Annotated in this window: 12 protein-coding genes and 1 pseudogene; 8 read left to right on the top strand and 5 right to left on the bottom strand. The window is 66.0% G+C overall.

Translation table 11 applies throughout. From position 1 onward, the window contains the following. Window positions 1-116: 116 nt before the first annotated feature. Window positions 117-857, top strand: a complete 741-nt coding sequence (locus OG804_RS06775; protein WP_328394997.1) for a recombinase family protein — start codon at window positions 117-119, stop codon at window positions 855-857. Between the two features lie 135 nt (window positions 858-992). On the opposite strand, the gene OG804_RS06770 is transcribed toward OG804_RS06775, so the two are convergent. Beyond that, window positions 993-1,484, bottom strand: coding sequence for a TetR/AcrR family transcriptional regulator (locus tag OG804_RS06770; RefSeq protein ID WP_328394995.1), 492 nt, complete (start codon window positions 1,482-1,484; stop codon window positions 993-995). Between the two features lie 84 nt (window positions 1,485-1,568). Between OG804_RS06770 and OG804_RS06765 the strand changes: the two genes are divergently transcribed. Then, window positions 1,569-2,654, top strand: coding sequence for an FAD-dependent monooxygenase (locus OG804_RS06765; protein WP_328394993.1), 1,086 nt, complete (start codon window positions 1,569-1,571; stop codon window positions 2,652-2,654). Between the two features lie 500 nt (window positions 2,655-3,154). On the opposite strand, the gene OG804_RS06760 is transcribed toward OG804_RS06765, so the two are convergent. Together OG804_RS06760 and OG804_RS06755 are read right to left on the bottom strand one after the other, a co-directional pair. Further along, entirely contained in the window at window positions 3,155-3,925 is a 771-nt protein-coding gene (locus OG804_RS06760; RefSeq protein WP_328394991.1) for an SDR family NAD(P)-dependent oxidoreductase, read from the bottom strand. 664 nt (window positions 3,926-4,589) lie between these two features. Further along, entirely contained in the window at window positions 4,590-5,873 is a 1,284-nt protein-coding gene (locus OG804_RS06755; protein ID WP_328394989.1) for an MFS transporter, read from the bottom strand. Window positions 5,874-6,207: 334 nt separating this feature from the next. On the opposite strand from OG804_RS06755, the gene OG804_RS06750 reads away from it, so the two are divergent. Then, window positions 6,208-7,005: an SDR family NAD(P)-dependent oxidoreductase gene (locus OG804_RS06750; protein WP_328394987.1), complete on the top strand. Its 798-nt coding sequence runs from the start codon at window positions 6,208-6,210 to the stop codon at window positions 7,003-7,005. A 367-nt stretch (window positions 7,006-7,372) separates the two neighbouring features. Beyond that, window positions 7,373-8,577, top strand: a pseudogene (locus OG804_RS06745) (NAD(P)/FAD-dependent oxidoreductase). A gap of 353 nt (window positions 8,578-8,930) precedes the next feature. Here the strand turns inward: OG804_RS06745 and OG804_RS06740 are convergent. After that, window positions 8,931-9,830, bottom strand: a complete 900-nt coding sequence (locus OG804_RS06740) for an NADP-dependent oxidoreductase (RefSeq protein WP_328394985.1) — start codon at window positions 9,828-9,830, stop codon at window positions 8,931-8,933. A 67-nt stretch (window positions 9,831-9,897) separates the two neighbouring features. Between OG804_RS06740 and OG804_RS06735 the strand changes: the two genes are divergently transcribed. After that, a complete protein-coding gene (locus OG804_RS06735; RefSeq protein ID WP_328394983.1) occupies window positions 9,898-10,320 on the top strand; it encodes a winged helix-turn-helix transcriptional regulator in 423 nt (140 codons plus the stop codon). A gap of 179 nt (window positions 10,321-10,499) precedes the next feature. Here OG804_RS06735 and OG804_RS06730 read toward each other — a convergent pair whose 3' ends face one another. Beyond that, the gene (locus OG804_RS06730) at window positions 10,500-11,741 is read right to left on the bottom strand and encodes an epoxide hydrolase family protein (RefSeq protein ID WP_328394981.1); all 1,242 of its coding nucleotides are present in this window, start codon (window positions 11,739-11,741) and stop codon (window positions 10,500-10,502) included. Between the two features lie 85 nt (window positions 11,742-11,826). On the opposite strand from OG804_RS06730, the gene OG804_RS06725 reads away from it, so the two are divergent. From OG804_RS06725 to OG804_RS06715, 3 genes are all read left to right on the top strand, one after another. Beyond that, on the top strand, window positions 11,827-12,264 hold the full coding sequence (locus tag OG804_RS06725; RefSeq protein WP_328394979.1) for a MarR family winged helix-turn-helix transcriptional regulator: 438 nt from the start codon (window positions 11,827-11,829) through the stop codon (window positions 12,262-12,264). Between the two features lie 39 nt (window positions 12,265-12,303). Next, a complete protein-coding gene (locus OG804_RS06720) occupies window positions 12,304-12,675 on the top strand; it encodes an SDR family NAD(P)-dependent oxidoreductase (RefSeq protein ID WP_328394977.1) in 372 nt (123 codons plus the stop codon). A gap of 130 nt (window positions 12,676-12,805) precedes the next feature. After that, window positions 12,806-13,282, top strand: a complete 477-nt coding sequence (locus OG804_RS06715) for a MerR family transcriptional regulator (protein WP_328394975.1) — start codon at window positions 12,806-12,808, stop codon at window positions 13,280-13,282. The last annotated feature ends 509 nt before the right edge of the window (window positions 13,283-13,791 follow it).

Here is a 13,791-nt window from a genome sequence, read left to right as displayed (position 1 = left end):
GAACCCAGGCTTTCCGGGTCCCGACGGCCGTGCAGATCCAATCAGATCCGATGACGGCTGCTGACAGGGTTTGCTGACAGCTAGGGTCGAATGCCAGCACCGACACGGGGAGCGGCATGGCCAACCTGGTCTACAAACGGGTGTCGACCGACCAGCAGTCGACCGACCGCCAGAACCTCGTCCTGGCCGAGGCCGGGATCGAGGACCCGGTCGCCTTCGAAGAAGCCGCGGGCACCTCCAGCCGCCTCCACCCGCTCCAGCGCCCGAAGTTCGCCGAACTGCTCGTGTACGCGCGGCCGGGCGACACCGTCCACATCTCCGAGATGTTCCGGCTCGTGCGCGGCACCGGGCACATCCTCGACGTGCTCGACGTCCTCCACCGCGACCGTCTCGCCCTGCGCATCCACGACGGCGCGTTCTCCGCGATGGACCTCACCGCCCGCCACCCACGTACCGGCGAGCTGCTGTCCACCGTGAAGTTCATGGTGCAGACCCTCGCCGCCGTCGCCGACCTCCTGCCCGAGTACACGGCCGCCGACCCGGACACCTCAACCCCTGAACTGCCGGTCGTCCTCGACATGCCAGGCAAGGTCGCCGACTTCCTCCGCGCCACCGAACTGGAGCCCGCCGAACGCACCACACTCGACCAGGGCGTGACCGTCCGGCGCGGACAGGGCTACACCCTGCGCGTCACCGCCGTGCCCGCGATCCACCGCCGACTCCTCGACCTCCGCCAAGCCCTCGACGGCACCGCGGCGGTCCCGGCCCAGCGCAAGGCCCGTCGCGAGTACGAGAACCGGGTCAACCTGCATGCCCCCGCTACGAACCTCGGAAGTCAGTCACGCTCCGCTACATGACGGGCAACGGCAGCTTCACGAGTACAGGGCCGACCATGATCGTTCTCACCGATATCCGCTGTACCGATGTTCCCCGAGGCCGGAATAGCGGATGCCGCGAAAGCTGGCTGCTGCGGATGACGGGTGCTGCCGCGGTCAGGGAGTTGTGGTGAGAGAACGAAGTTCGGCGATCACCTCGTTGCCGGTAGGTGCGTGTTGCGGGTCCACCAGAGATTGCAGCATCAAGCCGGTCAGCAGCGCGAGTGGTACCGAACCACCGAGTCCTGCTCGTCCCTCGCGTTGTGCGCGGGCGAGGTGTTCGCGGATGTCCGGTGACCTTTCGGCTTGTACAACGGCTTCGAGTTGAGCCACCCACAGGGTCCGGTGGGTGGTGAAGGTGTCGATCAGTCCCTGCCAGGCCTGTTCCGGGGTGTCCGTGGGGGCGCGGTGAGCGAGTTCGGCGCTGAGCTCGTCCACCGCATGCACCAGCGCCTGGGTGAGAAGCGCTTCCCGCGAACCGAAGTGGTAACCAATGGCCGCGTGGTTTACCCCGGCGGCGGTTGCGATGTCCCGGACCGTGGTGCGGGCCCAACCACAGTCGATCAGGCATTGCTTCGCTCCGGCCAACAAGGCCTCTCGGTTTCCCATGGTGTGAGCATACCGGCAGGCTTAACCATATGGTTTATCCAAATGGATTGACCATGCGGATAAACCTCGGATACGGTCCTGTCCATGACCAAGCCGAAGGTTCTGATCTCGGGTGCCAGCGTGGCTGGACCCGCTCTTGCCTACTTCCTGCACCGCAGCGGGTACGACGTGACCGTTGTCGAGCGCGCGCCACTGGTCCGAGACAGCGGGTACGCCGTGGATTTCCGCGGGGCGGCGTTCGAGGTGCTGGCGGAGATGGCGATCCTCGACGAAATCCGCGGGCACGATACGAAGATGCGCGGCACCACCTTGGTAGACGACAGTGGCACCGAAATAGGGCAACTACCCACCGAGTCCTTCGCCGGCGAGCTCGAAGTGCCCAAGAGCGCACTGACTCGAATCTTGCACGAGATCACAGCTGATGACGTGGAATACATATTCGGCGACTCGATCACCGCGTTGGCTCCGACCGGGTCCGATATCGCGGTCGAGTTCGAACGTGGCGCGGCCGGGAAGTTCGATCTCGTGTTCGGCGCGGACGGGGTGCACTCCAACGTCCGGCGACTGGCGTTCGGCCCGGCCGTTGGCGAGCTGCGGCATTTGGGAATGTCCGGTACCGGGTTCACTACCGCCAACTACCTCGGACTGGACCGCCAGGGACTGCTGCAGTCAGGACAGGGCACCGCTGTCTACCTGTTCAGCACGCAGGACTCGGACCGGTTGACGGTGAGTCTTTCCTTCGCCACCGTCTCCCCGGAGTGGGACCGGTGCAGCCGTGCCGAACAAGAGCAGGCGGTGCGGACAGCCTTTGCCGGGCAGGGCTGGGAAGTGCCCCGCCTGCTGGACGCGATGGCCGACGCCGAGGATTTCTACTTCGGCTCGTCCTGCCAGGTTCATCTCGACGCGTGGTCACGCGGACGGGTCGCGCTGGTCGGGGACGCCGGATATTGCGCCGCCCCGACCAGCGGCATGGGCACCTCCCAGGCGCTGATCGGCGCTCGGACCCTTGCCCACCACCTGGTCGAGACGACAGGCGACCACGAATACGCTTTCACCGCATACGAAACAGAGCTACGTCCCTATGTCACGGACAACCAGATGAAGGGCTACCGGGCCGCAGCGACGTTCGGCGCCGCCGCCCAAGCTGCATCGACACAACCAGACTACTGAAAGGCATTGGTTGGCTGCCCGGTCTCGGTTCCGCCTCTGCCGAGCTCATTGCCCGCCCTGAATCCGTTCCCGACGAATGCACTCTTCTAGCCGCATACCGCACGACGCGATGGGTCGAAAACGAACGTTGCCTACCCACCGTCAGCCTCTCCGGCTCTCCCCGGAAACCGGTGCGGCGCCCGGAGCGCGCCGCCGGCGAATCCGAGGAGTAGCGCGCCGGTGAGGATGCACTCCTCGGGGCCTCGCACGCGTAGGGCCCCGTCACCGCGTCATGCACCAGGTGACACGACTCTTACCGGCACCTCACGCCACGGATTCCGGAATAAGCAATCAAGACAACTCACAGTTGCGCTTTTGATAATCCCGGCGTGTTGTCATCGACGAGCCGCGCCACAGGTCGTATTACACCGGCAGAGCGATCGAATTCGCATCAATATACTGCCCGTGGATCCACCACACGGCTCGGACAGGCGGGGCCGCCTCGTGGATTTCCCGCACGGTCACAGCGAAGTCGCGGGCGTCGCGCCGATCAGCCCGCCATCGACGAGAAGGTCCTGGCCGTTGACATAGGACGCCTCGCCCGAAGCCAGGAAGGCGACCGCGGCGGCGATATCCTCCGGCGTGCCCAGTCGGCCGGCGGCAACTGCAGAGATCGCCGCCGCTTTGGCCGCTGCCGAAACATTCGCCTCGTACGACGGCGTCTCGATATATCCGGGACTGAGGGAATTGACGCGAATCCCGCGCGGGGCCAGCTCGGCGGCCAACGACTGCGCGAGACTGCGCACAGCGGCCTTGGTCGCCGAATACAGCGCCGCGGCCGGGACCCCGCGGTGCACCGCCCAGGAGGAGTTGAGCACGATCGCACTGTGATCCGCGAGCACAGGCAGGGCCTTCTGGACGGTGAAAAAGACACCTTTGAAGTTGGTGGCCACCGCACGGTCGAAATACGCCTCGGTGATCTCGGCCGTGGGCAGGAAAGCGGCGAGACCGGCGTTGGCGAACAGCACATCCAGGTGACCGAAGCGGCTTCGGATCACCTCCACGAGTACATCGAGGTCGGTCGGCTCGGCGACGTCGCCACGGACTGCGACGAGACGATCGCCGGCATCGAGATCGCGCACCGCGCTGTCGAGACCGGCTTGCCCGCGGCCGGTGATGATCACCCGCGCACCCTCGTCGAGCAGTCGGCGAGCGGCAGCCAGGCCGATACCGCTGCTACCGCCGGTCACCAGCGCGGTCTTGCCATCGAATCGAGACATATCAGTGGGCATCCCGGAACCTTCCATCACGACGATACGGTTTGATGAACTTCAAACCACGTCGAAACATTCCGGAAAGCGCGCCCACTCCGCCACGCCACGGCGGCCGGGTAAACCCGCAAGAGTCACGCGAGCCACCCGCCGTGACCCGACATTCGGCCCGCTACCCGCCGATCGCATCGATATTGCCGACCATGGTCGGCAATACCTCGCGTGGGAACGCACCGTGTTCGACGCCCGCCATCATCACCAAGCGCGCCGAAGGTCGCAGCCGGCGTTCCCACGTCGCGATTGTCCGTCCGCGTCATTCTGCGCATTTCACTGCGGAGACATCGTCGAGCGGTGTCGTCGACGCGACTTCACGGTGGGTGAGGTCCACCTCGGCCGGGCCGCTATGTCACCGGCCTGATGCGAGAGGTATCGGCGGCTCGCTGCGAGCCGGTCGCCGATACCGCAGCCACAGTCTGGATCGACCGCTCGTAGCCGGCCGGCACCGTCGACGAAAACGTAACCGAGAGCGCCGCCGCATCCCCGTCAGCGGCGGTTTTCGGCGGAAGGCGGTATCGGTCCCGGCCTGCCAACGCCCCAAGGCCACGGGTCACCGGCCATGGCGTCGGTCGATCCGTCCGCACGAGTTTGCCGCATGGCTGCACCTGAAAGCTGTTGGCGGCCAATTTCACTTGGCTTCATGCGAAACGCCTGCTGCCTGAGGTTGGGCATGGGCTGTTGCCACCGCAGGGTCGGGTGCGAGCGAGGAACCCTCGCGGCGGGGTAGCAGCAGCGGGCTGGCGAGGATCAGCAGTCCTGCGACCGTGATAGCAGCGCGGGGGCTGGTGGCCTCCGCGAGCAGCCCGGCCAGCGCACTGAGGATGGCAATGGAGGCGCTGCTGCTGATCGACCAGGCCGACAGGGTCCGGGTCACGCGGTCGTCGGGTGTGTGCTCGAGTCGATAGGTGGCCAGTACCGGGTTGTACAGGCTCATGCTGATGATGATCGCCAGCTCGACAGCGATCACCGTCGCGAGGCCGACGACACCGGGCTGGACGAATGCGAGGCCGATCAGCCAGACCGCTCGCAACGTGCCGACGGCACGGAGGATCCGGTGTTGGCCGTACCGTGCCACGGCATGGCCGGCAAGGCGTGAGCCGATGAGTCCGCCGAGGCAGGGGGCGGCGAAGGCGAGCGCGTACTGCCAGGGTGGGAACCCGAGCTGGCGCAATAGCAGCACGGCCAACAGCGGCTCGGTGGCCATGATCAGACCACTGACGACCAACTGGTTGAGGTAGAGCGCCCGTAGGCCGGGATGGGCCAAGAGATGCCGCCACCCATCGAGCAGATCTCCGGCCCGGAGCTGGCGTTTGCCGGTGCGCTGCGGGTGTTGTTCTCGGCCGCGGATCGCCGTGACCCCCAGCGCGGAGAGCAGGTAGCTGAGCGCGTCGGCCACCACGGTGATGACCGGCCCGAACAGGCCGATCGCCGCCCCGCCCAGTGGTGGCCCGACAGCGATGGAACTCCAGTTCGTCGACTCGAACCGCGCGTTGGCCACGAGCAGGTCGTCCGGCCGGATGAGAGCTTTGAGGTAGGCGCCGCTCGCCGCATTGAAGGCGATCTTGCCCGCGGCAACCACAGCGGAGACGACCAGCAACTGAACGAAACTGAGCCGGCCGAAGGCATAGGCGACCGGGATCGTCATCATGGCCGCGAACCGCGCCAGATCCATCGCGATCATCACCGGCCGCTTGCGGCGAAACTCCACCCACGGCCCGAGCGGCAACGCGATCAGCGCACCCACTGCCGGCCCCACCGCCGACAGCGTGGACACCTGCATGGGGCTGGCGTGCAAGACCAACACGGTGATCAGCGGTAACGCACCGAACCCCAACCCGGAGCCGTAGGCGCTGACTGCGTAGGACGCCCACAGCCATCCGAACTGCCGACCCAGCGACCTTCTGCGCCTCAAGCTCCGTACCTCCCGCTTCGAACGACTCGCTGTCGACGGTTGTGATCAAAGCAAGGCCGAACGGGCGGAATCAAACAACTGAGGCGGCGGTGAGACACAACCGTATGTTGTGCGAGTTCGTCTTCCGTCGCCACCTCGGCAAGACATCCTCATAGCTGGCCGCGACCATGGCTGGTCAAGCCCTGGTTGCTGTTTCGCACGACTACTACCGGACCCCTGGTCATCGCTGCATGCTGGCCAAAACCACCGCCGGGTGCTAGACACCTGTATCGATGCGTGTCCCGCACTGGCCGGATGGGCTCACACGACCACCGAGAGCACTGGAGGATCAACCATGAGCACATCACCGGATATCGCGGTCGTCATCGGCGGAGCGTCCGGGATCGGCTGGGCCACGGCGCAGCTCATGGCCGCCCGCGGCGATACCGTCGCCATCGCCGACCTCGACGGCGACGCCGCGACCGCTCGCGCCGCCGAACTCGGCGGGCGCACCAGCGGTCACCGAGTGCAGGTCACCGACGAGCACAGTATGCGAACCGTGTTCGACACGATCACCGAGCGCCACGGCGCGATCGGCGCGGTCGTCGATTGCGCAGGAATTTCCCGGCCGGGAACCATTGCCGACCTCTCTCTCGCCGACTGGAAGGCCACTATCGACGTCTGCCTGACCGGCGCGTTCCTGTCGGTCAAGGAGGCCACCCGAACGGTTCGGGACGGCGGCTCCGTCGTCCTCGTCGCCTCGCTCAACGGGCGGCAGCCGGGCGTGGCGATGAGCGCGTACTGTTCGGCGAAAGCCGGAGTGCTCATGCTCACCGAAGTCGCCGCCATGGAACTCGCGCCCCGGCGGATCCGCGTCAACGCGGTGAACCCGGGATTCGTACACACGCCGCTCACATCCGGTGCAGGCCTGGTTCCTGGACTGGTCGAGGAGTACGTCGAGAACACGCCACTCGGACGCGCAGGCACACCCGAGGACGTCGCGCAGACGATCGGCTTCCTCACCTCCGACGCGGCGAGCTGGATGACAGGTTCGGCGATCGACCTCAACGGCGGCGCCCACACGATGCGTTACCCGAACATCATCGAGCGGATCGCCGACATGTCGGCGGCGAACGGAGCCACCGACGCCTGAGCCCTCCCCTCTCTGTGGTTTTTGAGGTGGATGGCGACTTGAAGGATGGGTAATCTGATTCATGTATAGATGCGCATATCTAGGTATCCTCGTGTTTTTCTTGTGGGGAGCCGGGTGTTCGGGTAGTCGAGCTCGCCCCTTCGCATAACAGCCCGGTGTGCAATCCACAGCTCTCACTCGCACGCCTCGCCAGTTCCTGTGCGCGCCGGCGGACCGGCACTTCCCTACCCCACCGGGGTGAGCATCTGTGCGGGCTCGCCTACCCGACCGCCCCGCACGGTCCCCCGGGAGTGATCTGGGCCATTCGGTGTCACAGCAATCGACCGCGCGGCGTCTTGTGACCGAACCCCGCTACGGAGGAGACACCATGACCGAGAACATCCGTGTGGTCGTGATCGGCGGCGGATACGCCGGCGTGATGGCCGCCAACCGTATGACCCAGCGCGACGACGTGACAGTTACCCTGATCAACCCGCGGGCGAACTTCGTCGAACGAATCCGCCTGCACCAACTGGTGGGCGGATCGCACAGCGCGGTCGCCGACTTCGGAAAGATCCTGGCCGACGGAGTCGGCCTGGTGGTCGACACCGTGACGCGGATCGACGCGCCCGCCCGCGAAATCACGCTGACCTGCGGAGGCGCCCTCGGCTACGACTATCTGATCTACGCGGTCGGCAGCGGCAGCGCCGATCCACGCGTCCCCGGCGCCGCCGAGTTCGCCTATCCCCTCGCGAGTCTCGAAGACGCACAACGACTGCGACCGGTCCTCGCCGCCACGCCGGCCGCTGCGGCGGTGACGGTGGTCGGCGCGGGTCCGAGCGGTATCGAAACCGCGGCGGAACTGGCCGAGCGAGGCCGCAACGTGACCCTCATCTGCGGCGAAGTACTCAACCCGTATCTGCACCCGCGAGGGCGACGTTCGGTGGCGCGGCGACTGGAGAAACTCGGCGTGCGCGTAATCGAAGGCGCCGGCGCGAGGGTGGCCGGTGTGGTCGACGGCGGCGTACAGCTGAGCGACGGCCGCACCCTGCCGAGCGCCGCCACCATCTGGACCGCCGGCTTCGGCGTACCAGATCTGGCCGCCCGCAGCGGGCTGACCACCGATGCTGTCGGACGCCTGCTGACCGACGAGACGCTGACCAGCGTGGACGACCCCCGGATCATTGCGGCCGGAGATTCGGCCGCGCCGTCCGATCTACCGTTCCGAATGGGCTGCCAGTCCGCGGTACAACTGGGCCCACAGGCAGCCGAGACGGTGCTCAGCAACTTGCCGGTACCCAGCCCACGCCGATCGACGTCGGGTTCGCCGGACAGTGCATCAGCCTGGGCCGCAACATGGGCATCTTCCAGTTCGCGTCCAAGGACGACGCAGCCAACAGGTACTACGTCGGCGGCCGCCCAGGTGCGGCACTCAAGGAACTCGTCTGCAAGAGCACTGTCTGGCAATTGACGTACGAGGCACGCCGTCCCGGCTCGCACACCTGGTGGTCGAAGGACGACAAGCGCCGGGAACTACTGCGGGCCGAGCGTAGCGCCGGTTCGGTGAGGCCGACCGCCGTAGAGTTCGGTTGACGCCATCACCGGGCGCGGCGCGGATGTTCCGGAACCCTCGCCGGACGCGGGCCGGGGTCGATCGTCCGGGTGCGGCTGGTTTCTCCCACCGATACCGCAGGTTTTGGGCGCGGGGCGGGGGCGGGTGTAATAGCGCCCCACCGCCAACCGGCACGCTCATCCCCACGACCTTCATGCTGGTCGCGTGATTGCTTGGTAGGAGCAGATGGACGAGGTCTCCGGTAAATGGTTCCGCGAACAGCCAGAATCTGAATACCGGCAAGCCCGGCTGACCCGCGCAGCTGCAACCTTCTCACCGGCTCAGGCCATCTCGACACCTACCTCGCCATGCGTGATCAGACGAAAGACCTGGGTTAGGTGGGGGTATTCCATGCTGTCAGCACGATTTTGCCGCGCACTCGGCCGGACTCGCTCAGGCGGTGCGCTTCGGCGATATCGGCCAGCGACATCACCCGGTCGATATCGACACTCAGGCGACCGGCGGTGACCATGGTCGCGATCTCGCGCAGGTCCGCTCCCGACGGCCGCACGTAGTGCCGCCGGTAGCGCGGGTCGTCCGCGGCGTTGTTGCCCTGGGCGTCTATGAGGCGACCGTCGGGCTTCAGCACTCGCAGTGAGCGCGCCCCGTACTCTCCGCCCACCAGGTCCAGCACGATATCGACCGGGGCAACGGCGGTGGTGAAATCCGTTGTCGTGTAGTCGATCACCTCGTCGGACCCGAGCCTGCGCAGATGCTCGTGATTGATGGTGCGGGCGGTGCCGATCACGTAGGCGCCACGGGCCTTGGCCAGCTGTACCGCCAGGTGCCCCACACCGCCTGCGGCGGCGTGCACGAGCACCCGGTCGCCGGGGCGGACATCGGTCAGCGCCTGCCAGGCCGTGAGGGCGGCGGTGGGCAACGCCGCGGCGTTGGTGTGGTCCAGGCCGGGGGATTTCGGGGCCAGCGCGGTCACCGGCGCCACCACGTACTCCGCGTTCGCTCCGAAGACCATGCCGAATACCGCGTCATGCGGCCGGAATTCACTCACCTCCGGTCCCACCTCGGCGACAACTCCCGATACGTCGAGTCCCAGCGTGAACGGCGGGGGCCCGAGCCGGTCCACCACTCCGCTACGGAGTTTCCAATCCGCCGCGTTGATCGAGGTGGCGACCACTCGCACCAGTACCTCGCCGGCCGCCGGCTGCGGCATTTCCGTCTCCACGGTCCGGAGGACATCGGGACCGCCCACAGTTCGCTGACTTACTGTTTTCACGATCTTGATTTTTCCAACCGTTAGTATCTAATGGCAAGAAGGCACTCTTATGATCCCGAGGTACCTGATGTATACCGTCTCTGAGCTGGCATCCTCTCCCAACCCGGTCGAAAGTTACCTCCGGCGCTGTCCCGCCCGCGACGTACTCGGCGTCTTAGCGGACAAGTGGGTGTTGCTGGTGCTCGGCACGTTGCGCGCCAGTGACGGTCCGGTCCGGTTCAACGATCTGCGCCGACGGCTCGATGGCATTACGCAGAAAATGCTCACACGCACGCTGCGCAATCTGGAGCGCGACGGCTTGGTCCGGCGCGCCGTGTACCCGACGTTACCTCCCCGAGTCGAGTACTCGCTCACCGATCTGGGCGCGGACTTGGGTCGCGTCACTCAGGCCATGGGCGAGTGGGCGCTGCGGAATCACAATCAGATTCTCTCCGCGCGTACGGAATTCGATGAAAAGGCGCAAGTGGAGCCGGAAGCGCTGCCGCACTGAGGTGAGGGGTGGGCACCGGGGTGCGGACGGGATTCGCGTAGATACGGCTGGCTTTATCGCCGCCGCCGCGTGGCGGAGTCGGTGTGGGCCTGCCATCGCACCAGCTCGACTGAGGCTACTGATGGCCGGATCCGCCATGCGGTACGCGGGATATTCGGCCGGTGTCGAGTTGCCAGGTGTCAGCGCCGTCCCCGGAAGGTCCGGCGTAGATCGGCGGACCATCGGTCGGGAATCTCCCAGGGGATGAAGTGGCCGCCGCGCTCGTGCACGGTGAGGTTGACGTGATTGTACCACTCGGCGCGGTCGCCGGTGCGGAAGTCTTCGACGCGTTGGGCGGTGCTGATGCCGGGTGGATTCTCGTAGCCGACGAAGGTGATGCCGGTGGGGGCCTGCACGACCGGGAGACGATCGTGGGAAGGCGTCCAAGGGTAGCGATTGTGGTTGGCGTAGAGACGTATCGAGGTGCCGATGGTATTGGTTGCCCAATAGATTGTGGCGTGCGTGAGTAGATCGTCTCTGCTGAACACGGTTTCGATATCGCCGCCGTTATCGCTCCACTTGAACCAGCGTTCCAGGATCCATGCCAGCATGCCCGCCGGGGAATCGGACAGCGCGTGGCCGAGAGTGCTGGGGGCGAGGAGGTGTGCGGCCAGATGGACGGCGAAACGCCTGTCCAGCTCCACGATTCGTGCGCGCGCCTCGGCCGGTAAGCCGTCGGGAATCGACCGTCCACCACTGAAATCCCAGGCACGATCGCCGTTGAACATGGTGAGTTTCAGTCCGGATCCGATATGGATGGCATACAACTCGTCGGCGTACTTGTGGCCCAGCTGCGCGGTGACCAGCGCGCCCACGTCGCAGCCGGCGGCACCATACTTCTCGTAGCCCAGGACATCGGTCATGAGCGTGTGCCAGAGGTCTGCGACCTTCCAGAAGTTCATATCGGGGCGGGTCGCCAGCGGGCTGGAGAACCCGAAGCCGGGAAACGAGGGCGCGATCACGTCGAACGCCTCGGCCGGATCACCGCCGTGCGCCCCCGGATCCGCCAGCAAGTCGGCGACCTTGGACCAGTGCCAGAACGTCCAGGGCCAGCCGTGCGTCAGAATCAGCGGTGTCGGATTCGGGCCTACGCCCGGCCTGCGCATGAAATGCACTGGCACTTGTTCGATTTCGGTCTTGTAGTGCTGGTAGGTGTTGATCTCGGCTTCGGCTGCGCGCCAATCGTATCCGCTGTGCCAGTAGTCGACGAGCTCCTGGAGGTAGCTGCGCGGCACGCCGTAATACCAGTCTTCATTGCCGACATCGTCGGGCAGGCGGGTCAACTCCAGGCGCTGCCGCAGATCGCTGAGCACGCTATCGGGGACGTGAATCGTCGACGGCGTCAAAGGGAACGGTCGGGCATCGCAGGTTCTGTCGCTCATCTGTCCTCCTGAGCCATGTGGTACCCCACTTTATATAAGATACTTATCTAAGCAATTTATATAAGTCCAGGATATAGTTGCTCGCGTGGATGACACTGACGCCTTCGACGTGGACACCTTCGCCGCGGCGATAGAGGACTTCAACCGCGTCTACATCCGAATCCCGACACGGGAGAAGCTGCCGTTCACCACATTGTCGGTGCTCGACACCCTGGCAGATCGGGGCCCGGCGCGGCTGATCGAGCTGACCGAGACCGAGCAGCTGACCCAGCCGGGCATCACCCAACTCATCGCGCGCCTGGAGCGCGACGGGCTGGTGCTGCGCCGCCGCGACCCCAGCGATGGACGAGCCGTGATCGTGCACCTCACCGACGCAGGCAGGCAGGTCCGGCGAACCCGTCACGACGACCGGGTCCGGCATCTGACTCCGCTGGTGCGCGAGCTCAGCCCCGCACACCAGCGGGCACTCGCCGCTGCGCTGCCCGCCCTCACCCGACTCGCCCAGCTGGAGCGAGAGCGCTGATCGCACCGCGTCGACATCGGACCGCCGGCCGCGCTGCCTGTGCTGCGCGGCCAGGGTAGTGGCACGATCGTGCAGATGAGCAGTCAGGGCGGACGGGTCGCGTTTCCCGGCGTGTTGGCCTATTGCTCCTCGAAGTTCGCGCTCGAAGGCTGGTCCGAATCCCTCGCGGCCGAGGTCGCGCCGTTCGGGGTGCGCGTGATGATCGTCGAGCCGAGCCGGTTCCGTACCGCGTTCAACGCGGAGCTCGAGTTCAGCACGGTGTCGGAAAGCTACCGTGACACGCTCGTCGCGCTGCGGGCCGACATGGCCGGCGCCGACGGCATCCAGGAGGACGATCCGGTGCGAGCGGCCGACATCATCGTGCGCCTCGCGCACAGCGAGGACGTCCCGCTGCGCCTGCCGCTCGGATAGGAGGCGGTCGAACGGCTGACCGGCGTCTATCGTCGTGGCCTGCACGAGGTCGAGCAGTGGGCCGAGACCGCCCGCAGCGCCGATTTCGACGACGCCGTCTCCTCGGTTCGCCCCGTTCAGGCTGGATAACGTGGCGACAGACGAATTGATGGAACGGGCACTGGCAATGCTCGGCGACGAGGACGACGACCCGGCCTCGATCGAGGTGATCCACCGTCTCTCGAATGCCGCGGACATCGAGGCGCCGATGACCATCGCCGAGGTCGCGGGCATGCTCGACGTCTCGCCCCACACCCTGCGCTACTACGAGCGTGTGGGGCTGATCGAGGTCGGCCGCGACAGCAGCGGTTACCGCGCCTACGACACCGAAGCGGTACGGAGGTTGGTGTTCCTGACCCGGATGCGGCTGTCCGGCATGCCGATGCGCGATCTTCAGCACTACATCGGGCTCGTCGACGCCGGGGAGAACACTGCGCCGGAGCGGCTCGACATGCTGATCGAGCACCGCGACATGATCCGCCGCCGTATCCGCGCACTGACCCTGTCGCTCGCCGCGACGGAGTACAAGATCGCCACCTACGGCGGCCGCACCGGCCCCGACGTCTGAGTTCGCCGGTGCGCTGCACCCGTTCACACCCCGGTCACCGACAGCACACCCGGTTGATCGTTGTCTCGAGCATCGGGATCACGCAACCTGCGGTGTGCGCCGGCGAGATCGGGCAGGTGGAAGGCGTGGTGGCCATCGATAGAACCCGTGCAGTTGATCTTCCATGCCCTCGTAACAGGTTCGGGTCATCTCCCCCTTCTTCCCGTGATAGATCGCGGCGACCCTCCGCCGCGACCCGACATATGGCTGAATACATGTTTCAATGCGCATATTTACATAGCCGCACTGTTATTTGCTCCTCCCGAGGCACGGAGATCGGGGGGTTGACCGGTGGCGCGGGAGTTAGGGGAAGGCCCATACGGACGCGCCGCAGCGCACGCGAATTCCGGGACGTCTGCCCGTCTGAGTGTTCCGAACCGGCCGCGGTGGGTAGTCGCCCGTGCGTTGGACCCGGCTTCCGATTCCGACTGTGCGGTTAGGCTGTTCGATGGCAAGAGCGCCGCGGGGAG

Source organism: Nocardia sp. NBC_00416, from assembly GCF_036032445.1.
In the GTDB taxonomy this organism is placed as follows: Bacteria; Actinomycetota; Actinomycetes; order Mycobacteriales; family Mycobacteriaceae; genus Nocardia.
Note: the sequence above shows the minus strand (reverse complement) of the source record. Positions and strands in the feature narration are given on the sequence as shown.